Source organism: Bacteroides sp. Phil13 (assembly GCF_001940965.1).
Lineage (GTDB): Bacteria > Bacteroidota > Bacteroidia > Bacteroidales > Bacteroidaceae > Bacteroides > Bacteroides intestinalis.
The window spans coordinates 43123-64308 of sequence record NZ_MSHA01000087.1 but is presented as its reverse complement, the minus strand read 5'-3'; the positions used below and the strand labels follow the sequence as shown (position 1 = coordinate 64308).

The 21186-nt window shown below is 41.7% G+C and carries 14 protein-coding genes, 1 tRNA gene and 1 pseudogene; 2 read left to right on the top strand and 14 right to left on the bottom strand.

Features of this window, described 5'->3' with window-relative positions:
- Positions 1–15: 15 nt before the first annotated feature.
- The 9 genes from BWI44_RS17805 to BWI44_RS17765 all read right to left on the bottom strand — a co-directional run bounded on the left by BWI44_RS17805 (position 16) and on the right by BWI44_RS17765 (position 8466).
- Entirely contained in the window at positions 16–1914 is a 1899-nt protein-coding gene (locus BWI44_RS17805) for an LptF/LptG family permease (RefSeq protein ID WP_138291076.1), read from the bottom strand.
- A 76-nt stretch (positions 1915–1990) separates the two neighbouring features.
- Positions 1991–2377, bottom strand: coding sequence for an START-like domain-containing protein (locus BWI44_RS17800; RefSeq protein ID WP_007660227.1), 387 nt, complete (start codon positions 2375–2377; stop codon positions 1991–1993).
- 367 nt (positions 2378–2744) lie between these two features.
- Positions 2745–3890 (bottom strand): DUF4221 family protein, encoded by a 1146-nt coding sequence (locus BWI44_RS17795; protein ID WP_195208837.1) that lies wholly within the window; start codon positions 3888–3890, stop codon positions 2745–2747.
- Positions 3891–4000: 110 nt separating this feature from the next.
- Positions 4001–4135: a hypothetical protein gene (locus tag BWI44_RS22330; protein WP_479680268.1), complete on the bottom strand. Its 135-nt coding sequence runs from the start codon at positions 4133–4135 to the stop codon at positions 4001–4003.
- A gap of 117 nt (positions 4136–4252) precedes the next feature.
- Positions 4253–5524, bottom strand: coding sequence for a DUF4221 family protein (locus BWI44_RS17785; protein ID WP_229036112.1), 1272 nt, complete (start codon positions 5522–5524; stop codon positions 4253–4255).
- Complete coding sequence (locus BWI44_RS22400; RefSeq protein WP_195208836.1) at positions 5460–5699, bottom strand: NVEALA domain-containing protein; 240 nt, start codon at positions 5697–5699, stop codon at positions 5460–5462. The genes BWI44_RS17785 and BWI44_RS22400 overlap by 65 nt, the downstream gene beginning before the upstream one ends.
- A 106-nt stretch (positions 5700–5805) precedes the next feature.
- Positions 5806–6897 (bottom strand): BF3164 family lipoprotein, encoded by a 1092-nt coding sequence (locus BWI44_RS17775; RefSeq protein ID WP_229036111.1) that lies wholly within the window; start codon positions 6895–6897, stop codon positions 5806–5808.
- A 22-nt stretch (positions 6898–6919) separates the two neighbouring features.
- A complete protein-coding gene (locus BWI44_RS17770; protein ID WP_021967964.1) occupies positions 6920–7165 on the bottom strand; it encodes an NVEALA domain-containing protein in 246 nt (81 codons plus the stop codon).
- Between the two features lie 167 nt (positions 7166–7332).
- Positions 7333–8466 carry a winged helix-turn-helix domain-containing protein gene (locus tag BWI44_RS17765; protein ID WP_195208835.1) on the bottom strand — a complete coding sequence of 378 codons (1134 nt, stop codon included), beginning with the start codon at positions 8464–8466 and terminating at the stop codon, positions 7333–7335.
- A gap of 207 nt (positions 8467–8673) precedes the next feature.
- On the opposite strand from BWI44_RS17765, the gene BWI44_RS17760 reads away from it, so the two are divergent.
- Positions 8674–8747: transfer RNA gene (locus BWI44_RS17760), tRNA-Met, on the top strand.
- 141 nt (positions 8748–8888) lie between these two features.
- A pseudogene (locus tag BWI44_RS17755) lies at positions 8889–10277 on the top strand (FAD-dependent oxidoreductase).
- Positions 10278–10346: 69 nt separating this feature from the next.
- Here the strand turns inward: BWI44_RS17755 and BWI44_RS17750 are convergent.
- The 5 genes from BWI44_RS17750 to BWI44_RS17730 form a co-directional block, all read right to left on the bottom strand.
- On the bottom strand, positions 10347–11099 hold the full coding sequence (locus BWI44_RS17750) for a NigD1/NigD2 family lipoprotein (RefSeq protein WP_195208834.1): 753 nt from the start codon (positions 11097–11099) through the stop codon (positions 10347–10349).
- A gap of 525 nt (positions 11100–11624) precedes the next feature.
- Positions 11625–14873: a S41 family peptidase gene (locus BWI44_RS17745; RefSeq protein ID WP_195208833.1), complete on the bottom strand. Its 3249-nt coding sequence runs from the start codon at positions 14871–14873 to the stop codon at positions 11625–11627.
- 80 nt (positions 14874–14953) lie between these two features.
- The gene (locus tag BWI44_RS17740) at positions 14954–18928 is read right to left on the bottom strand and encodes a hybrid sensor histidine kinase/response regulator transcription factor (protein ID WP_195208832.1); all 3975 of its coding nucleotides are present in this window, start codon (positions 18926–18928) and stop codon (positions 14954–14956) included.
- Positions 18925–19809 carry a DMT family transporter gene (locus BWI44_RS17735; RefSeq protein WP_195208831.1) on the bottom strand — a complete coding sequence of 295 codons (885 nt, stop codon included), beginning with the start codon at positions 19807–19809 and terminating at the stop codon, positions 18925–18927. Before BWI44_RS17735 ends, BWI44_RS17740 begins: the two co-directional genes overlap by 4 nt.
- Positions 19810–19855: 46 nt before the next feature.
- A complete protein-coding gene (locus BWI44_RS17730; protein ID WP_195208830.1) occupies positions 19856–21184 on the bottom strand; it encodes a DUF6055 domain-containing protein in 1329 nt (442 codons plus the stop codon).
- Between the last annotated feature and the right edge of the window lie 2 nt (positions 21185–21186).

Genomic DNA, 21186 nt, shown 5'->3' with positions numbered 1-21186 from the left:
CTTTATTTATTTAGGTTATTTCAGATTAGTTTCTATTATCTTTTGAACATCTTCATTGGTTTTTATAATCCGCTCCATATCTTTATTCAACCGGATACGGAATGCCCAGATGCGGAAATAGAAAAACAATCCTACAGGTACCACCAAGCCGCAAACCATATTCAACCAATAATTACGGAAAGGGCGCAAATGAGCGTGAACAGAAATAATAGGATAATTATTCAACGCATTCAGCAAATGAACGGATTTGGTGTTGGACATTTCGTCTACCAATTTCTCCAAACGATCATTTATGTTTTCTATCTCCTCATCATTGGAATCTGTCATCCATAATTTAAAATAATTAGGAGCACGCTTCAAAGCTTTCCTCTCAGCGTATGCACGACAATCAGCAGACAATGCCTGCAAATCAGCTGGCAGATGGGTATAATCAGGATCATGTATAATTACTTCCTTACGGAACAGATGACGTACACTACGGATACCTACAATCTTCTTGAACCAGTTAATATAAGCATCGGCATTCAGTACCACAGAGTCATTATTAGACTTATAAGTAAGGAACGCGCCCAATGGAGCCAAGATAGCCGTACTTGTCCACATACCCATCCATACAATCCACTGACCGTCACGTGCCATTTTATAGCCCGTATTATTAATAATATAATAGATAATAAAGATAAGCACGGACACCACAACCGGCATTCCCAAACCTCCCTTACGGATAATTCCACCCAACGGGGCACCGATAAAGAAAAATATAAGACATGCCACCGATAGCGTTAACTTCTCGTGCCAGGACGTCATGTGCCGTCGAAGGCTGGTATCTGTCTGTATAATGTTGTAGCTCTTGAAACTCCAATCACTTCCCGCACTTTCCGCACGGCTCACAGCAGTAGATATAATCTTCTGTTTCTGCGCCAAGGTAGCTACATTGAAAAGACTGTCTACATTGTATTCTCCCAAATGCGCCTGCTCTATTTTCAAAGTATCTGCTTTCTTCAGGTCTGCCGTGATCTTATAGGTACCATTCATGGCTTCCTTGAAATAAGCACGTCCTACACTGTCATTCTGCACTGTCATAGAATCGATACCCGCTTGCAACATCGCCATATCCTTACTGTTGGACTGGCTACTCATGATACCGGCATCCACCATATTAAAATCGGAGTTGAACTCAATGATAGCATGTTTCTCCCGGAACGCTTCCCGACGGTAAGGTACATTCTTCTGATTCATATTCTGAGACTTCAGGTTCTCAAATTGCTCTCCATTATAAAGATGCAGATATAAGTGCTGCTTATCTGCCGTCATTTCCAGACGACCGGAATCGGATTTAATAATCTGAGCATTTTCGAAACCTTTCTCAAAATTATAGATCAATACATCATAAAGCATACCCGTCTTACGGTTCTTGTGCTTCACGTACAGGTTATATCCATCTATCTCATCATAAAACACTCCCTCCGGTATATCCAATTCCGGGGACTTCTGTTTCATGGAGATTAGTAATGTCCATAACTTAGTCTGTGCCTTTGGTCCTATTACATTTTGGAAATAAAAAGAAACGCCACATATGAAAATGATAAACACAATCAATGGGCGCATAATCTTAAGTAGCGAGATACCTGCCGCTTTCATAGCAAGTAGCTCAAAACGTTCTCCAAAATTACCGAAAGTGATAAGTGCTGCCAACAAGATAGCCAATGGCAACGAAGCTGGCACTAATGTCAGGGCAGAATAAAAGAAAAATTGTGCAAGGACACTCATTTCCAATCCTTTTCCCACCATCTCATCAACATACTTCCATAGGAACTGCATCATGAAGATGAAAAGGCAAATGAAGAAAGTGCCCATAAAGAGCGTACAGAAGCTCTTTAATATAAATATATCTAACTTTTTTATGCGCAGCATTTTACTCGTTTCATGCAATGAAGACACAAAATTAGCATAAAAAAGGGAGTGTGGAAAATTTTTATATCAAAGTTAACTAAAAACCGCACGTTCTCCGTAGAGTCTCTACCTGAGAGTCCCATAATTCACGTAAATCGTTCGCTTCATCCGCAGCAGTGAAGTCTGTTACTTCCAACACAAAATCATTGGTCAGTTCATTGTTTGTCATCTTTAATTCAAAGTATTCCCGTTCATATTCATCATCCAACCAACGGAAACGAATAAAAGAGAAAGCCCGCACAGCTATAATCTCTGCGTCACGATGTTCTGTCTTTCCCCAGAAGAAAGTGACAACTTTATCGTCCGACTGCACCCTGTCTGCAAACCAGCCCTCCAAACCGGTGGGGGTACTTATCGCGGACCAAAGAATGCTTTTAGAAGTTGCATTCAAGAGGTATTCCCGATGAATTTTCTGTCTTTCCATAGTTCATATTTGCTTTTTATTGCGGTGCCAAGATAGAGACTTTTTTCTAATTACAAAAAAGAATACGACTTTTTTATTCGCATCCTACAAACCGCTGTTCTTCATTCTCTATATAAAACATCTATTTCGAATAATAAAGTATCTAAAGTTCATACCAATCAAAATTAACCATATCCTAATTTTCTAATTGCTAATGTATTTTTCAAGATCAAGATAAGCAAATTGATATTCGTCGTCCATATTCATAATAATTCGCTTATTTTTCCCTTGAGGTACATGCACCACAGAATAAAATCGCCAAAAGATATAATACTAATTTCATAAGCTATGATATTAATCAACCACCATTATATTCCACATTAGCCGGCTACACATCTCCTTCCACAAGATTAAACAATTCAAAAGTCATATAATCTTCAGACTGTCCATACAGCATTTGATAATCACGGCTTATATACAACCCGTCTTTATGAACAAAGAAGACATAAGAATTATATATAGCTTCCGGAAACAACGTTTCTCCTATGATTTCAAACTCTTTATTTAATATAATAACTGAAAAAAGTTTCCTTCCGTAGACAGATTTTCCCCACCAACGAATATTATCCTCCAGAGACGTTTTTGGATAAACAAACCGATAATAGACTTCCCTATATGGATCATACACCAAATCACCATAACGTGCTAATTCCAGATTAAGTTTCGGTCCTTGTTCAGAGCGCTCCTGTATTCCTGTCGGAGATTCAATATATTTACTTTTTACTTTAATTCTTCTCACTTTAGAATGATCAACTGACGCAATTATAATGTCCTCATTTACATAAAATGAATATACAAAGTCCTCACCGTTAAATATACGACTGAATCCAGTATCATTCGCCCGTAACTCTTCATCAGTCAAAATACCATAAGTTAACGGAAGTCCCTCACACTTTTTTTGAACTGTATCAATCGCTACGCTGAGAGGAGTTTTTGTTGCCGGAGAAAATTGCACCGCATTTTGTTGGGTAATATATATTTTCCCATCAATAATGATAGGCGGTATATATGGGTGCGAAGAAGGAGTATAAGAGGGGACTACATTATACCCTTTATCTGTAGTACCGTAAGGAATCTTTTGAACAATATGGGAACTCGTATCTACTCTTATCAATCCGGAATAAGCATAAGAAGACATATATATATTATCAAAATCCTTAATATAAAAGCCTGACGCTTGAACGATTCCATTAGGACCTTCAGAATCCAAATCCAACTTAAAAAGAAAATCAGTCGTTTTTAAGTCATAAAAAAGTATTTGATTGGTTCGATAATTCAAAAAAGAGAGGTACTCCTTTCCTTTATCGTCTTTAAACGTATATAAATAAAAAGCATTGTACCGTACATCCGAATCTAAAGTAAAACTTTTAACAGAGCCTGTTGCTTTCAAATTATAAGAATATAAATTTGAAGACTTCTCATTCTTACACGAAATAAGAATACAAAACGATAAAAATAACAATATTTTCCTCATATTACTCTCATTTTATTTTGTGAGAATGTATTAAAGCAAGTACTCAGATAGTTATTTAGTATCCACTTTAAAATATTCTCTGGATTAATAGTATTATTCTATATGGGCAATTAGAAACCACAAGGACAAATTGCACCAGTATCATAAATATTACATATTGCAGAATAACCGGCATTCGTACGGCAAATTACACCACTTTCATCACAAGGCAATGCTTCCACATTAGCCAGCATCAAATCAGACATAGCGTCAGACTTCTGCGAAGTATAAATACTATAACCCGCAATTGCCACAAATACTGGAACAAAAGCAATTCAAAAAAACGACTTATTCACACCCATAGTTATGATAATGAACAAACCCTAATTCAAACTTACAAGTTTACATTCATCCCCGTTTTCCGTTTTTAGAGGCACCTCTATGATATCCATTTCCAACTTATCCGTCTTAGTTGCAGAAGACATCAAGTTATCTACAAATACAAGAATCCCTTTACCCATGGCAGTCCATGCTGTATAATAATTATACCGATGAACAGCTAAACGACTTTCACCTACTACATTAAGTTCCTTATCAAAAAGGGTAAGATACAAATTACGGTCATCCATGAGAGCATCCGCATCCAACGTTGCGTCAAAAGTATGCTCCCCTAAATGCAGACGTACATACATCTCTTTTTCAGGAAGATACATAACATCATAAAAATGAGGATTTTCTACCGCATGCCTTATCCACTGCAAATAATCACTCCGTGATCGACATTTCCCAGCTACATTCTTTGTAAAACGGCTATCCGCATCTACTACTTTCGTTTGCTTTGTTCTGCGATCCAATACATACACATGCGATTCCACAGGGTAGTTATAAAGGATATCATCATCACTAAATGAAATATTTATCCCGCTCATATTACCATAATCGCCACCGCTTACATCAGAGACAGAAACAGAGGATTGCAACAAATACGTCACCGAAGGAAATGAACCATTCAAAGACGCCTCACGCACCTTAAAAGAATAGGGAGAAGTGGAAGTATCCTGGATGCCATAAAGCAACGATTTATGCTGTCCGTCATAATACAATTTAGAAGTGGAAATTGCAAAGTTACAATCTATCAATACCTGTTCATTAGATGTCAAGCCATCACGCAAGTTAACTGCGTTTAAAAGTTGTCCCTGCCGATCCAACAATAAAGCCCGTTGCGAACCGTCATAAATCCAAATAGAATCAAGCGATTGTACATACAATCCCGTCACCGGACGCACTACAGCCGAATTACCATCTCCCAAGAATGTAATTTGAGATGATTGCATATTCTTTAAGTTGAAGCAATCCAGCCCGTGAATCTTATAATTATATCCATACAACATTTGCAAAGAGTCAGACTGATAGACAAACGACAAATAGTAAGATTTCAAATTGAGGACATCGGAAGACGGTACAACTACTTCTTTTACATTAAATTGCACCTCCTCCTTGTTACCAATTTCTTTCTTATTTCCTGCAAACTGGCAGGAAACAAGAAAGGAAAAACAAACTAAGAGAAGGAAATGACTCCTCAAGCTCATTCTACTGACAATAAGAGGATGCATAGCAGACAGGTCTATTATTGTCATTACTAAATTTACACTCATTTTGTGAAAGATGACTATAACGATAATAGCTCGTCGTTTCACCAGATGAGGCCAATGCCTCCACATTAGCCAAAGCCAAATCAGACATAGTATCAGATTTCTGTGAAGCATAGCCCCCGTAACCCGCTTTTGTTGCAAATGCTGCAACAAAAGCATATTTCAAAAACCTCTTCATTATAAAATTGTTTTTCAATCAAAAACACGTTCAATTATCAATATCAAGCACAAACCAATATTGTGCTTCAGAGAAGCAAGATACAGAATATCTCGCTGAGATCATTTCACATCACGCTGTCGTCATAGCTTAAAACCGGTTTATTTTTTATTCTCACTAAGTGAGTCTTTTCCTTTGCAGCAGAATGATAACGATATTCTATTATCGGCTCATCCTTATTCACATCCGTAGCTATTATAACGCCCTTCTGCTCATCTACTGAAATCCCATGAATATAGTGATCCAACACGTACTTCCGAAGCGGTTTACCCTCCAAACTGAATACATAAATATATTGTCCACCATCCGGTAAATTAATACCTTGCTTCGCTTTCTGCATAATATCCTTAAATGCACGTCCTTGAAAGACAACATAAATAGCACTATCTGTCACTTGTATATCACTGAACCCCATGATACCGGTCGGTATGCCATAACCTTGGGCTATCTGAAACTCCGGTTCGCCATTAGGGCCAATACGTACGATATGCGTACTATCTTTCAGATTATAAATTTCAAGAACTTCACCCAATTGAGTAACTGCTGCCAGCACTCCATTACGAGGATTGTAATCAATGAAACTTCGCCACGCCTGCGCTAAAGCAGGACGGGCACTCTTCAAGGCATCCTCATTGGCAGTGGGAATAGTCCCTATTTTACGGAGTAACTTACCCTGCCGACTTACCAAACAGAAGCGACTGTCACCTGAATAGTCAGGAATAATAAAGGTGGAATCATCGTATTGCACAAAGTCCAGTGCCCGAAGCAGTTCTTCATCCAGACTCACGGCTTCCAACCGAAGCAATGAGTCACCGGATGAAGCAAAACCTAACCGGGTTAATTCAGACTTATTGGAATCAAGTGTCCACAAAAAGTTCCCATTCCATCGAAGATTTTCGGCTGAAAGCATCTCTTCGGGAGCATCACCTCGCTTGCCGAAAGAGGACAAATAATGAAAGCCGGGATAGTGAAAGGCATGGAAGAAATATTCCGTTCCATGTAAATCAAGCACTACACCCTTGTCGTCCTGTATACGTACCCTATAAGGATAACGAAACAAAGCTGAATCCAATGACAAAGTCCGGGCTGTCAATTCTCTTGTTTCAGGAAAATCAGCATAGGACGTCATTCTCTCATCAGGCACGGAAGTACAAGCCATGAAAAGAAACACTAATAATATATTAGTAGAGGTCTTCAAGGCTATAACCACTCATTACATATTCAACTTTATATTGAGTAGTAGGGCAATCAACACTACCTACACCAAAACAACTAGTATATCCTCCTCCTTCACCCCAAGCTAAAGCTTCTACATTCTTCAATAGCAAATCATCCATTTGTTTACCGGAAGATTTCTGACTACAAAAAACAGTTATTGAGCTAACTGCGCACAAACTGATTACAGCAATTTTGATTTTGTTTTTCATATTCTACTACATTTATATTAGATATCCGTATGAAGCATACAAACAAAGTTGCCTCATATTTATCCGTAAAGGTAGACGGAATTTTGTATCAGACCAACTATTTTGACTTACAACGACTTACCAACTTTACTTGAAGACCTTTTGGTAAGCATCGGTAAGGCTGTTTTTTATCCTTTTTCAGTATTTTCTTCGATGGAATGGGGCATTTTCAAACAATAATGTTCATCTTTATATTCCACGATAAGAGAAGAAATACCTTCCAATGATTCACGCAAACGATGAATAACAGCATAAAGTCTATTCTGATTTCCCCTCCCTTGCCACAGTTTCTCAATAATTTCTTCTGCGGTCAGTCGATAATTTTCAGTCCGTAGAAAGAGCTTCAACAAGACGATTACTTGAGGCCGGAGTTGCCTCGTCTTTTCTCCATTCAACAGGATGCCTTTTTCTGAATCCAGAATAGTCCCGTCAGCCAATTCATATAATCCGGTTTGCCCTGGCTCTTCCTCCAAATGCATTTTCCTTTCAACAATTATCTTTTTCTCTTGAATACAGACAACTGTTTCCTTTTTCACCAGTCTTTGCTGCAAGAAGGAAGAAATCTGTTTATAATATAAAAGAAGAAGAAAAAAACAAAGCCAAAGCAAAAGTAATGTTGTTATGGGCGGCCATACTTTTAACACCCGCCACCAGTCATAAGAAACAAAACCCGTTACCCCCACTTCACAACGAAATCCTATATAGCGAGACAACAGGCTATCTCCCTGTAGCACTTTTATGCTATCGGAAGAGTAAACGGTGGAAGTCTTCTTCAATAAATCAGTAGTTGAAAGACGAATACCGGTATTAGCCGCTACAGATTTCTCGACCAACAGACTATCCCAAAATAAATTCAACGCATCCGCATCCAAAGGGTGTTTCTCAAGTACATAGCTGAGCAACATTCTCCTTTCGGTATCTTTAATAAGACTATTATCAAATTTCACACGCGGTATTTCATAGCTATGCGTTCCATACTTGCTCGCCAAAGTCACAGGACTTTTGAATGGGGTTTCCAATGTTTTCACTTCAGGAGAATCACCAACCACAAATGGCACAACAATGTCCCCTCGCTTCTGCACCTCCAGATTCAGTGCCTCCACGAATGTCTCTTTCGCCAATGCATTCCATTCCGGTATCTGTTCTTTATAGCTATTATAGAAGATATAGACATATACCCCCGTAACCATAGTACAGATGAAAGTACCTATCCACAAACATATTAATCTACCGGGTTCCGCAGTTCCGCCTTTTTTATTCATAGTTCATCAAACATATTATCCTGCAAAATTAGTATAAAAAGGTCAACAAATACATTAATCTACTATTAATCTGACAAATAGGAGGAGAGAAAATGGAAAAACATCGCATCAGAACCAGGAGGAGAAAAGAAAAGCACAGAAAAATTCGCAAAAGTTTTGGAGATTTCAAGAAAAGCTATATCTTTGCACCCGCAATCGAGAAACGATGGCGGGATAGCTCAGCTGGTTAGAGCGCATGATTCATAATCATGAGGTCCCCGGTTCAATCCCGGGTCCCGCTACAAGATGAAGATTTAGACTGTTAGGAGGCTTCCACTCTTGGCGGTCTTTTTTTGTTTTTACACATCAGTGAAATCATAGTGAAATCAGATCAGCGTAAAAAAACGGCGGATAACACAGTATCATAAAAATAAATAGCTTATATGACTAGTAGAAGAGATTTTATGAAAAAGGCCGGAATGATTGCTGCAGCTGCAGCCATCCCGGGAATAATGCAAGCAACAACATCCACAGAGGAGAGCAATAGTCTTTCCTCAAAAAAAGGAATGATAAAAACAGGTGACCAATGAGATGTAATTGTTGTGGGAGGTGGTCCCTCCGGTTGCGCAGCGGCAACGGCAGCGGCACGAGAAGGTGCTAAGGTTTTGTTGATAGAATCAACAGGAATGTTAGGAGGAATGGGAACATCAGGATTGTTAAATGCCTGGTGCCCCTTTACGGATAAAGAAAAGATAATTTACAGAGGAATTGCCGAAAGGGTTTTCCTTGAGGCAAAAAAAGGAGTTCCACATAGCAAAGGTAACGACTGGGTACCCATCAATACGGAATATCTGAAAACGGTATACGACGATCTGGTCACTTCCGAAGGAGTTTCTGTGTTATTCTTCTCCACCATGGCCGCGGTAGAGATGAAACAGGAAGGAGTGGTAGATGCAATTGTTGTAGCCAACAAAGCCGGACTCACTGCTTACAAAGCAAAACTGTTTATCGACTGCACAGGCGATGGTGATTTAGCAACATGGGCCGGTGCAGGTTTTGATATGGGCGATGAAGAAGGAAATGTTCAGCAAGGCACTCTTTGTTTTTCCTTATCCAACATCGACCCTTACGAATTTTCACTAGTTGGCTCTGTGCATACCAGCCGAAAAGACGGACCTATTCATAAGATGCTCGATTCTGGTAAATATAATCTGATAAAAGACAATCATATCAACGATAAATACGCCGGACCAGGATATCTGATGTTCAACGCAGGACATGTAACAGTAGACAGTACAGATCCAGTCTCTCTTTCGAAAGCCATGATGGCTGGCCGGAAAGTAGCCCGACAATTCCAGGAAGGACTCGCCGAATATGAACCTAAGGTGTTTGCTTCCTCTTATCTGGCAAGTACTGCTTCATTAATGGGAATCCGCGAAAGTCGACGCATCAAGTGTGATTATACTTTCACGTTAGATGATTGGTTAGCCCGCAAAGAATTTGAGGATGGCATTGGTCGTAACGCCTATTATATCGATGTACATAAAAGCAATGCCACAACATATCCCAGATACGGAAAAGGAGAATCGCACGGAATTCCTTTCCGAAGCCTTCTTCCAATAGGATTAAAGAATGTTTTTGTAGCCGGCCGTTGTATTTCAACCGATCATTACGCACATGGAAGTCTGCGTGTAATGCCACCTTGCCTGGTGACTGGAGAGGCTGTAGGTGTAGCTGCCGGACAAATCTGCAGATCCAAATCGCCTGACGTACATAATGTAGATATAAAACAACTTAGAAACAGACTTCAACAGGTAGGTCAATTGTTGTAATACTGCAACAAAAAGAAGGACGCCAAAGCTCATGGCGCCCTTCTCTTATCAATCACAGTCTTATGAAAACTATCTCAATTCTAAAGTGCTTCTTACTGCTGTAATAGCCGCTGCACTCGATGTAACCGCCTTCCGCGTACAATAATCAAATTCGGCTGATTTTTCACCGCTAAATGACTTCCATTTCAATTTCAGTTTAACTGTTTTACCTTCCGTATCAGGCAGTTCGTCCAACTTAAAAGCTACTAAGCCGTCACCTTCACTTCCGTAGGTATCGCCATACGCATTGTGGCGGAACTCTACTTCATAAGGATTCTCCGGATTTTGTCCCAACAACAAGTTTACGAAATGCTTTTTACTACCGCCCCATATAGTCCTGAAACGAAGTGTCAGATATCCATCTTCAGCGATAGTTACCCAATCATTCACAATCTCTACAGGGTCTGTGCCATATACCTCATCATTTTCTTCCCCTAAATCCGGTGCAATAGGCTTGGTCAGGATACTGTCTATCCAGTTTATATGCACGGCTTTCGTGTAGTCGCCACTGGGTTCATTCACTTCACTGTAATTCACCAAGGCTCTGACTTCTTTGTCCCCGAAAGGAGAAGTTTTTACATTGGTTGGCAATAAGGTCGTCTTATCATCCAACTGCAAGAAGAATGCATCGTCGGCAGCACCCTTCACTGTTACAAGAGCATTAGGATACCTCAAATAATAGGCATTGTTATCATCATCGTCCAAACAGGACTGCAAACCTATAGTACAAACTATGGCCCCAACAAATAAAAGTGTTTTATTAAATACAGAATTAATTTTCATAGTGTGGTTCCTCCTATTAAACATTTAAAATAACTTTTCTACGTTATAGAAATGAGATATTGAGGAAAAGACTGCATGGCATTTTGTTAATTATGCTCAAATAAAATCAGCCAAGTTACTTAGAACAGCATATATCTCTGATTATCAACAGATAGCATTTACATCTCATTTACCCAATAATGTAAAAGCATTTACCCCGGGATGTAACGTCCTTTACCCCTTATTGTAACGCTCTTTACCGCGGTATGTAACGACCTTTACCTCGGCATGTAAATGGAGTTACCGTGTGGAGTGAACAAAGGTATGATTCTTTCCTAAGAAGGTTATCAGTTTACGTCTTTATCAAGGAATAAAGGTAAAGAGGGAACGGGATAGAAGAAATAACAAACAGGGTGTAGGATAAAACTTTCCCACACCCTGTCTGTATTCTTTCCCATACCCATTAATCGACTATATATCTACCACGTACGCAACGGATATAGGAATGTATAAAATGCGCACAAAACTTTTTTGTAGCACTGCCGACTACTTACTGAAATCTCTTGGAGCCGGAACAGGCGGCAATGGCTTACGATCCTGCAATTCTTTCATCACTTCTTCGATAGCCTTATTGAGTTGTTCATCTTCACCGTTCCACTCCTTCACAGGATCGTTATCAATCAAGATATCCGGATCGACGCCATGATTTTCAATAATCCACTGGCCTGTTTTCGCATCATAACTAGTAAAGAAAGGAACACGGATATCCGTACCATCCATATAAGGCAACGGTCCGCTGATACCTACAATACCACCCCAGGTGCGGGTACCGATTAGTTTACCAAGCCCCAATGCACGGAAGCCCCACGGGAAGAGATCACCATCAGAAGCAGAATATTTATTAATCAGACAAACCTTCGGCCCCACTTGCACGGCATCGGGTATAGTACCGACACGCTTCGTACCACGTCCCATCGTCAAGCGATAAGGTTCGCGAGACAAACGTTCCAGAATCATAGGAGATACATTACCGCCACCATTAGCACGGTCGTCTATAATCAGACCTTCCTTGTCGAGCTGCGGATAGAAATAACGGGAGAACTCGTTCAGACCTTCCGGACCCATATCAGGAATATAGATATAACCGATACGTCCATTGGATGCCTTATCCACCTTCTTCAGGTTATTCTGTACCCAATTATAATGATAAAGAGGATATTCATTTTCCAGCGGACTGATGACAATCTTTCTTGCACCTGCCAATTGCGGTTTGCTGTTCAGCGAGATTTCTGTCGGCACATCAGCCTTTCCTACCAGTAAAGCATAGATATTCTTCACCGTATTCGTCGGTATGCCGTCAATGGCAACAATGTATTCCCCGGCCTTAGCCTCAATACCCGGTTCAGTAAGCGGAGAGCGCAATTCCTTACTCCAGGAAGCACCGGGAAGTATCTTATCCAAACGGAAGAAACCACTCTTATCTGCCGATACCTCAGCGCCCAGCAAACCGGTCTTGATACGTGCCGGTTTATCCGTTTCACCCGGATTGACGTATGCGTGTCCGCAATTAAGCTCACCAATCATCTCTCCAATGATATAGTTCAGGTCGAGACGCGTCTTTGCATAAGGCAGTAGAACAGAGTATTTCTGTTTGATCGCTTTCCAGTCCACACCATGCATATTCTCCAGATAAAAGCCATCACGATAAGCACGCCAGGCCTCATCAAAGATTTGCGCCCACTCCTTGGGATAATCTATCGTAATGGACATATTATCCATATTGACAGGCGTACTCAGATTAGCCGCTCCTTCCGGTATAGCGGTTACATAAAGCTTGTTGTCCTTGTAGAACAAAGCCTTTTGGCTACCCGGAGTAACCGTCATCATAGCACCATCGGCAACCGTTTCTTCTTTCTGACCTTCAAGATCGAAAAACTTCGTTCCGCCATTGCCCCAGTAATATACTTTCTTTCCGTTTGAATAGAAATTAGTATAATAAGAAGCCGACAATGGAAGCTTGATGATACGGTCGATAATACCTTCCGAATCAAACTTGACGAGTGATGCAGAAACTGTTTCCTGTTTCGCATCTTTCTTTCCGGCAGTCTTTTCAGCAGCCTTCGGGGCCTCACTCTCACTGTCGTTCTTCATTCCGGCATCTTTCTGTATAAAAGGTGACGGGGTATCTTTCGAGAGCAAAGCAAGATAAACTCCATACATATTATTATAGACATGGTTCCATTCCAACCAGCCGTATGTAGGGTTGAAATCGCGGGCAGATGAGAAAATCAGATACTTACCATCCGTACTGAATACCGGTGAAGAAGAATTATACCACTTGTCCGTCACCGGATATTCCTTCTTTCCAGCAATATCATAGACATATACAACAGTTATTTCATTGTCTGCATCACGGGTATAGGTCAACCATTTGCTATCCGGTGAAAAAGTCACATCCTGCGGTTCCCCCATTGGGTCTTGTAATAGCATAGTCACCTGTCGTGAAGCTACATCTAGCAGATTGATACGATTTTGACGGTCGGTATAAACAATCTTCTTACTGTCCGGACTCCATTCGAAAGAGCGGATATACGTATCATTATTCTTGGTCAGCTGCACCGGATTACCTTCCACTGCATCCTGAAGATAAAGTTCTGTCTCTCCGGTAGCATCCGAGATATAAGCAATGTATTTTCCATCAGGAGACCATTGTGCATTACGTTCGTGGGCACCCGGAGTGCGGGTTATATTTTTCGTCACACCCTTGGTTGAGGGCAGATTAAAGACCTCTCCGCGAGCAGTCACCACCACCCGTTCTCCGTCGGGAGATGCGCTGGCGGCAGTCAGATACTTAGCTCCATTCTTTATGGCGCTGCGTGCATAGATATTATCCGAAGCAAGACTGATATTGACTTTCTCGGGCTGACGGGTGGCAGCATCCATCTTATAGATATATCCGCCATTCTCAAACACAATGGTATTGCCGGAAGCACTCGGAAACTTCACATCATATTCGGTAAAGTTAGTAACCTTCGACGTCTGTTTTGTCTTCGTATTATAAACAAAGATATTCATGGTGCGGTCACGGTCGGAAAGGAAAAATATATCATCGCCTATCCACATGGGGAAGATATCCTGAGCAACATTATTCGTTATATTCTCCACTGATTTCTTTGCCGGATCGTATATCCAGACATCATCCGCCATACCGCCTTTATAATACTTCCAGGTACGGAATTCACGCATGGTACGGTTGTAAGCCAGTCGCTTGCCGTCGGGAGAATAACTACAGAATCCACCCTCGGGCAAAGGGATAATTTCGGGCATACCACCCTCCTGATTGACAGAATAAAGCTTACCGGAAAAACCGTCACTGATACGGTTACGATAAATGATCTGTTTACCATCCGGTGTCCAGGTCATCACAATATTGTTAGGTCCCATACGATCGCCCAGGTCATCACGGGAATTCGTTGCAGTATACGTCAGGCGTTGTGGTTCTCCACCGACTGCCGGGATGGTGTATACTTCCGTATTTCCATCATACTGACCGGTAAAAGCAATCGTTTTGCCATCGGGTGAAAAACGAGGGAACATTTCGTAACCCACATGCGAAGTCAGGCGCTGCGCCTCTCCTCCAGTGACAGGCACTCTATACAAATCGCCTGCATACGAGAAAACAATCTCGTTCCCGCTCGTTGCCGGAAAGCGCAATAAACGCGCTTCATCTGCTGCCGAAAGACAGACTGATACACCTACAAGGGCAAATAAGGATAAAAGTAATTTCTTATTCATACTCTTAAATATTAATTAACTTACAAAAGTATGAAAAGAAAAAGATAGTACAAATTGATAGAATGAATTTGTTGACAGAATTACTCTTTTCCATTAACAAACTCTCCGGGTTTGATACCGAATTGCTTTTGGAAACATTTGGCAAAATAAGATGGATTATTAAAACCTACCATATAGCAAATCTCATTAATCCGGTATTTATTCTCTGAAAGCAAAGCAGCAGCTTTCTTTAACCTCACAATCTGAATCAGTTCATTCGGAGTAACATTAGCCAGCGTTTTTATTTTGGCAAATAATCCGGAACGACTGATGCAAAGTTCTTCTGCCAGAAAATCAACAGACAGTTCCGAATTTGAGAAGTTTTGCTCTATAATCTCATTGATACGGGTAAGGAATTTATTATCCATAGAGTTATTGGCAATACTGTTCAACGGTACCAATGGCATTTTAGAGAATTTCTGACGCAACAAATTACGCAGATCAAGCAGATTCTTAATACATGCTTCCAGATACTGCACCGAGAAAGGCTTTTCAATATAAGCATCCGCCCCGCAGTCCATACCTTCTATTTTGGAGTTCGTATCTGTTTTAGCAGTCAGCAAAATAAACGGTATATGACTGATGGACTGGTCGGCGCGTAAAGCCTTGCAGAATTCCACCCCATCCATGCGCGGCATCATCCAGTCGCTCACAATCAAGGTAACCTCATGTTCCTTCAGTTTCTCCAATGCCTCCATTCCGTCTTCTGCCGTCAGAATGGAATATTGGGCGGAGAAACTGCTTGAAAGGAAGTTCAGCATTTCTTCGTTGTCATCCACAATCAACATCAACGGTTTGTTCTTAGAGGACATCACCGGCAAGGTTTCCGACAAGATATCCTCGGGTATTGCCGGATTGAGAACACCTGCCTCCCCTTCCTGCACCTCCGCCCCGACTTGTTCGATAGGTAACGTCACTATGAAAGAGGAACCTTTATTGATTTCGGATTCCACCTCTATGCAACCGTTATGCGACTCCACAATGCTCTTCACAATGCTGAGTCCGATACCCGTACCGGGTTTATTATCCATTGCCTGAAAGAAAGGCTTAAAGATTCTCTTACGGTCTTCTTTACTGATACCGATTCCATTATCTGTCACTTTCACCACAAACGTATGCTGTTCCGGCTGAACAATACATGAGAGGACAACTTTATCCTTGGTATACTTGCTTGCATTCGTCAGCAGGTTACTTATCATTTTGGTGATCGCCTCACTATCCACCATAGCCGTGAAATCAGCATCGGGATATTCCACTTCCAGATGCGCACCATGCTGGGTGATAAACGGTTTGAACCGCTCGCAAACCGCCTGTAACAACTGGCGGATGTTCTGCGAAGCATATCTCATGGTTATGCCTTCCTGTTCCACTTTACGGAAATCCAGCAACTGATTGACCAGAAACAGCAGTCGCTGACTATTGCGGTCGATAATATTCAGATCGTCCCTCAGCACTGCAGGCATCGGTATGGACGATTTCATAATCTTCTCCAAAGGACCGATGATAAGCGAAACCGGGGTGCGGATTTCGTGAGCTATCATCGTGAAAAACTTAATCTTAGCTTCATGCACTTCCTTCTCCTTACTGACATTCAGTTGATTGATTTCCGCAGTGTGCTTCTTCTCCGTCCGCTTCAACAAGAAACGGATAAAGAAGGTCAGCGCTATGCACACCCATATGAAATAAAGAATCTTGGAAGCCGTGCTCCAATAAAAAGGAGGATGAATGGTTATTTTCAAGCTCGCTTCCTGATTACTCCAAATACCGTCATTATTCGTGGCTTTTACCTTGAAGACGTATGTTCCGGCAGGCAAGTTGGTATAAGTAGCTTTATTCTGCGAACCTACATAATTCCAGTCTTTATCAAAACCTTCCAGTTTATAGGCGTACTGGTTCTTTTCGGGTGTACAATAGCTCAATGAAGCATAGAGCAGACTGAATACATGGTCTTTATAAGACAAATCCAGTTCCGCCATCCAGTTCAGGGCTTTCGGCAACTTCTTATCTCCTATCCTGATTTCCTTGTTGAAGATTTCCAATCCTGTGATAACAACCGGTGGAAGCACCTTATTCATTTTTATCTGATAAGGATAAAAGGCATTGAAGCCATTGACCGAGCCGACATATATCTTCCCGTCGGAAGCCTTCAAAGCAGCATTAGGCAGGAATTGTTCGCTCTGCAAACCATCGCTACGCGTGAAGACCTGACAACTCTCGCCGGGAGCGTAACGAACCAGCCCTTTCGTCGTGGTCAGCCACAGCACATGCTGATCTTCAACTATACCGCAGATGTTACGGCTGGGAATATCCAGAGGTATCGCTTCAAACCGGTCTTCCCCAGCGTCATACTTGCAAAGCCCGTTCATCGTCCCCACCCACATATTTCCGTTACCATCTATCAACACACAATTCACCTGATCGTTAACCAATGCACCGGGAGTATTACTGTACACGTAATTCTTCCAGGTCTTTTTATCCGGATTATACTTAAACAAACCCTTCCCTTGCGTAGAAAACCAGATGTTACCATCGGCATCCTGATCTATATCAATGGTCAGCGATTCCAAGTCTTTGACACGGATAAAATTGTCTTCTTCACGGTTATACAAGTTTATTCCTGCCATAGAAGTCACCCAGATCCGTTTCTCCCGGTCACGGAAGATGGCGTAAGAACTGGTGCCGTCAAGGGTGGTCAAATCGCCCCCTTTGGTGGTATATACCCTGAACGTGCCTGTTTTCGTATTCAGCACATTGACTCCTCCCGTATAGGTACCAATCCATAAATCGTCATCATCCATACAAAGAGCATGCACATTATGGTAAGAAAGACTGTTTCTGTGCTCATCGGGCATATAATGAGTGAATTGCTTATCCTTGGGAGCAAAGCGGCTCAGACCTCCATCGTCAGAGGCTATCCAGATATATCCAGAAGAGTCTTCACAAAAACGTCCGATAACAGTTCCGTTCACCGAGTTGTAAAAGCGCGAATGGGCAAAGCATTCAAACTGCCCGGTATTAGGCGAAAGATAATTCACCCCACCGTAATAAGTCCCGACCCAGATTCCACCCTCACGGTCTTTTACGATAGGATAGACAAAACGATTGGATAATGAATAAGGGTTTGTTTCATCTTCCGTGAACAGTTGATGTTCACACGTAAGGGTATTAAACAACAAAAGTCCGTCATCCGAACCTATCAATAGTTGGTGGGGAGCATATTCCATCAAAGAGTGGATATGTGTAGCCCCCTTACCTTCCGACGGATGCAAATAAGTGATTGCCTTACCCGTATATCTGTCTATCTTCTGCAAACCGCATTCCCATGTTCCCAGCCACAGTGCATGTTCAGAGTCTTCGAGCATGACCAGAGAATTTGAGTCATATTGCCCCGCTTCGTAAGTGATAGGGAAAGGTTCGAATTTATTCTCCGCCTTATTCAGCTTGGACACAGTGGGACTTCCCCAATTAGTGACTGCCCAGATCTGATTTTCACTATCAATCAGCACACTCGCCATTAATCCATTGGCATCTTTAAATTCATAATGTTCCAGATAGTGCTTGGATATATTATACTTGAAAATCCCTTGCCCTACTGTCGAGAACCACAAGTTGCCGTCTCTGTCTTCTGCAATATGATTCACATTGCTCTTAATGCTGTCACCTTGGGCTGTCAATACTTTGAACGGTTCAAAGCTTTCCGTTTCATAATCAAAAATATAAACACCGTCTTCTGTCCCTATCCAGATATTGTCTGTAGTGTCGTAAAGAGAAGAAATATAATCATTAGACCCTTGCGGATTCAGATTATAAACCTTTATAGTAGTGCCGTCGTAACGGTTCAAGCCGTCATCCGTACCGAGCCACATAAAGCCATATTTATCCTGCATAATAGCACGCACAGAGTTGGAGGATAATCCATCTTCCACGGAAAAATGGCGGAACCAAAAATCAGTAGAAGCTACCGAAAGCACCAACGGAATAATACCGGCTATTATAGCAAGGACAATCTTTTTCATTTCTCCACCAGATATTGATTGAACATAATTCCCATTACAATCAATGCAAGACCGATGTAAGTTGTAAACACAATCTGTTCACCCAATATGATTGCAATGAAGAATAAAGACAAGAAGGGAGATAAGTAACAAAGCTGGTTGACCAGTGCCGGATTGGATGTTTTCCGCATGGCAAGGCTGAAAAAGATGAAAGGAATACCCATTTCAAACCCGCCGACATACATACCCGACAAGATACCGGGCAATGTATTAAGGTGCACCCCCACTCCCACAGCTCCTATCAACAAATAAACCGTGCCGAACAGGAAACTCATAAACAGAGCGATACTACCATCTGTTTTATCTTTGAACTTATTGTTTATCATCCAATACATGGCCCACAGCAAAGCACTCAATGCCGCCAACAATAAGCCATGCACGGGTATATCCATACCTCCCGACTGCCCGGTTCCTACAGAAATAAGTACCACTCCACCCAGTGAAATGAACATGCCAATATATTTCTTCGGGGGTATGGGCTGATGGGCAAACAAGGCCAACAGAATAAGCAGCACAACAGGCCATGCATAGTTGATGGGCTGCGCTACTTGTGCAGGTAGCAGATCATAAGCCTTGAACAACACCAGATAATAAGCGACAGGGTTCAGCAATCCCAACAATGCAAAATATCCCCATTGGCGACCGGAAAGTTCCGACACCAGTCTCCACTTCTTCTGGAAAGTCAGCAAAAGGGCAAATATGACTAATGAAGTACAACTAGCTATCAGCAGCATCTCAAAATGAGTAAGATGCGTTAATGCTATCTTAAAAGCAGTGGCTACAGTAGACCAACTAAGCACTGCAATGCAGGCATAAACAACGGCACTTGTACTGTTTTTCATCGGTTCATATATGTTTCTTTTGCAGACATCGTATTTATCTGTATGTTTATAAAGGATTGCTTCCCGTAACCCTGATGCGATATGGCCATTGAGCATCTTTCTCTCCCGGAGCGGGATTCATCCAATGCTCCGTCGGCGCTCCCATCACAACCAACCACAAGTGGGTCAGAGTTTGATTTTTTGGAGCTGTAAAAATAATACTTTTCCCGCTATTATCGCCCATTTCGCCATAAATAGATTTACCTTCTGCCGTTACAGCAACAAAACCATAACGCCAACCTGCCTTATCTGTATGGATTGCAGTATATCCTTCCTTTCCTGCTTCTCCGCAGAATTCCACTTTCACTTTCTCTCCCGGCTGAGGAACAGCCAAAGGAATAGCATTGAATCCATAATTTTCAGGACAATTCTCCGGTGCTATCCCATACCATCCATCCGGCTGAGCTATTAGCTGAGAAGTATATTTATTGGCATACGGACGTGTTTCTTTCCAGACGCGCGGAAAATCCCAGTTGATAAAGTGGCGGTAAATATCAAACATCTCGTCACAGAATTGTTTCTGATTCAAAGCAGCCAAACGTTTGTAGGTGATAACCGGATCTTCTCCCCGCTTTCCCTGGCGGTAAAGTTCGGCTATAATGGGAAGTCCCCGTTTCATGCCCCAATATTCCAAAACGTAAGGTGAATGATAAATATTCTCCATGTGGAGATAAGCCTTGTGAGTCAGTTTCATGAAAGCATCCCAATGATATTTTTCATCAGTAATCCATTCGGGATTAACCTGCCACAGCATCCATTGCGAAGTCATTTCAAAGAAACCGCATCCTCCCCAGGCTTCGCCCTGCCCATCGCAACTGATCTGTGCCTGAAAACTATGTCCCAATTCATGGGCGATGCAGTTCAATTTCTTATCTTGCACACGGTTTGGGGCAATCCATAAAGCACCGATTTCTCCGTCATAATCTCCACCGTATGCCGTGCCTTCCAGGGAATAGTTCAGCATCACCATCATGCGATACTTGTCGCACTTGGAACCGGGACGCGAAAACTCCAGTGTATCACGGAAGAAACGGTAAAAACTCTCCAACTTACCCATCAGATTCGGTAAATCAACTTTCATATCATGTCCTTCCAGCTGTGGAGGGTTGGACAAATCGTTCCCAAAGCCTTTTTCCCAGAAGATGACGAAGTTTTCGGTGCAGGCCATGCGGCGGTAGCTCCACTTGCTTTCAAGGTCTTGCAAATCCATGCTTTGCAAGTCCCGAGGAATATAGATTGATTTACCGGAAGGCATAGGGACAGGCGTCACCTCTTGTGCTTTCAAACCGAAGCTTATAAACAAAGTAAAAGCAAATAAAAGGATATGTTTCTTCATAA

Bases quoted from the DNA above. Each gene is read 5' to 3' on its own strand.
- BWI44_RS17730 (WP_195208830.1), bottom strand. From the start codon at position 21,184: ATGAAGAAACATATCCTTTTATTTGCTTTTACTTTGTTTATAAGCTTC.
- BWI44_RS22400 (WP_195208836.1), bottom strand. From the start codon at position 5,699: ATGAAGAGGTTTTTGAAATATGCTTTTGTTGCAGCATTTGCAACAAAA.
- BWI44_RS17800 (WP_007660227.1), bottom strand. From the start codon at position 2,377: ATGGAAAGACAGAAAATTCATCGGGAATACCTCTTGAATGCAACTTCT.
- BWI44_RS17770 (WP_021967964.1), bottom strand. From the start codon at position 7,165: ATGAAAAACAAAATCAAAATTGCTGTAATCAGTTTGTGCGCAGTTAGC.
- BWI44_RS17735 (WP_195208831.1), bottom strand. From the start codon at position 19,809: ATGAAAAACAGTACAAGTGCCGTTGTTTATGCCTGCATTGCAGTGCTT.
- BWI44_RS17750 (WP_195208834.1), bottom strand. From the start codon at position 11,099: ATGAAAATTAATTCTGTATTTAATAAAACACTTTTATTTGTTGGGGCC.
- BWI44_RS17805 (WP_138291076.1), bottom strand. From the start codon at position 1,914: ATGCTGCGCATAAAAAAGTTAGATATATTTATATTAAAGAGCTTCTGT.
- BWI44_RS17775 (WP_229036111.1), bottom strand. From the start codon at position 6,897: ATGGCTTGTACTTCCGTGCCTGATGAGAGAATGACGTCCTATGCTGAT.
- BWI44_RS17795 (WP_195208837.1), bottom strand. From the start codon at position 3,890: ATGAGGAAAATATTGTTATTTTTATCGTTTTGTATTCTTATTTCGTGT.
- BWI44_RS22330 (WP_479680268.1), bottom strand. From the start codon at position 4,135: ATGTCTGATTTGATGCTGGCTAATGTGGAAGCATTGCCTTGTGATGAA.
- BWI44_RS17745 (WP_195208833.1), bottom strand. From the start codon at position 14,873: ATGAATAAGAAATTACTTTTATCCTTATTTGCCCTTGTAGGTGTATCA.
- BWI44_RS17740 (WP_195208832.1), bottom strand. From the start codon at position 18,928: ATGAAAAAGATTGTCCTTGCTATAATAGCCGGTATTATTCCGTTGGTG.
- BWI44_RS17785 (WP_229036112.1), bottom strand. From the start codon at position 5,524: ATGAGTGTAAATTTAGTAATGACAATAATAGACCTGTCTGCTATGCAT.
- BWI44_RS17765 (WP_195208835.1), bottom strand. From the start codon at position 8,466: ATGAATAAAAAAGGCGGAACTGCGGAACCCGGTAGATTAATATGTTTG.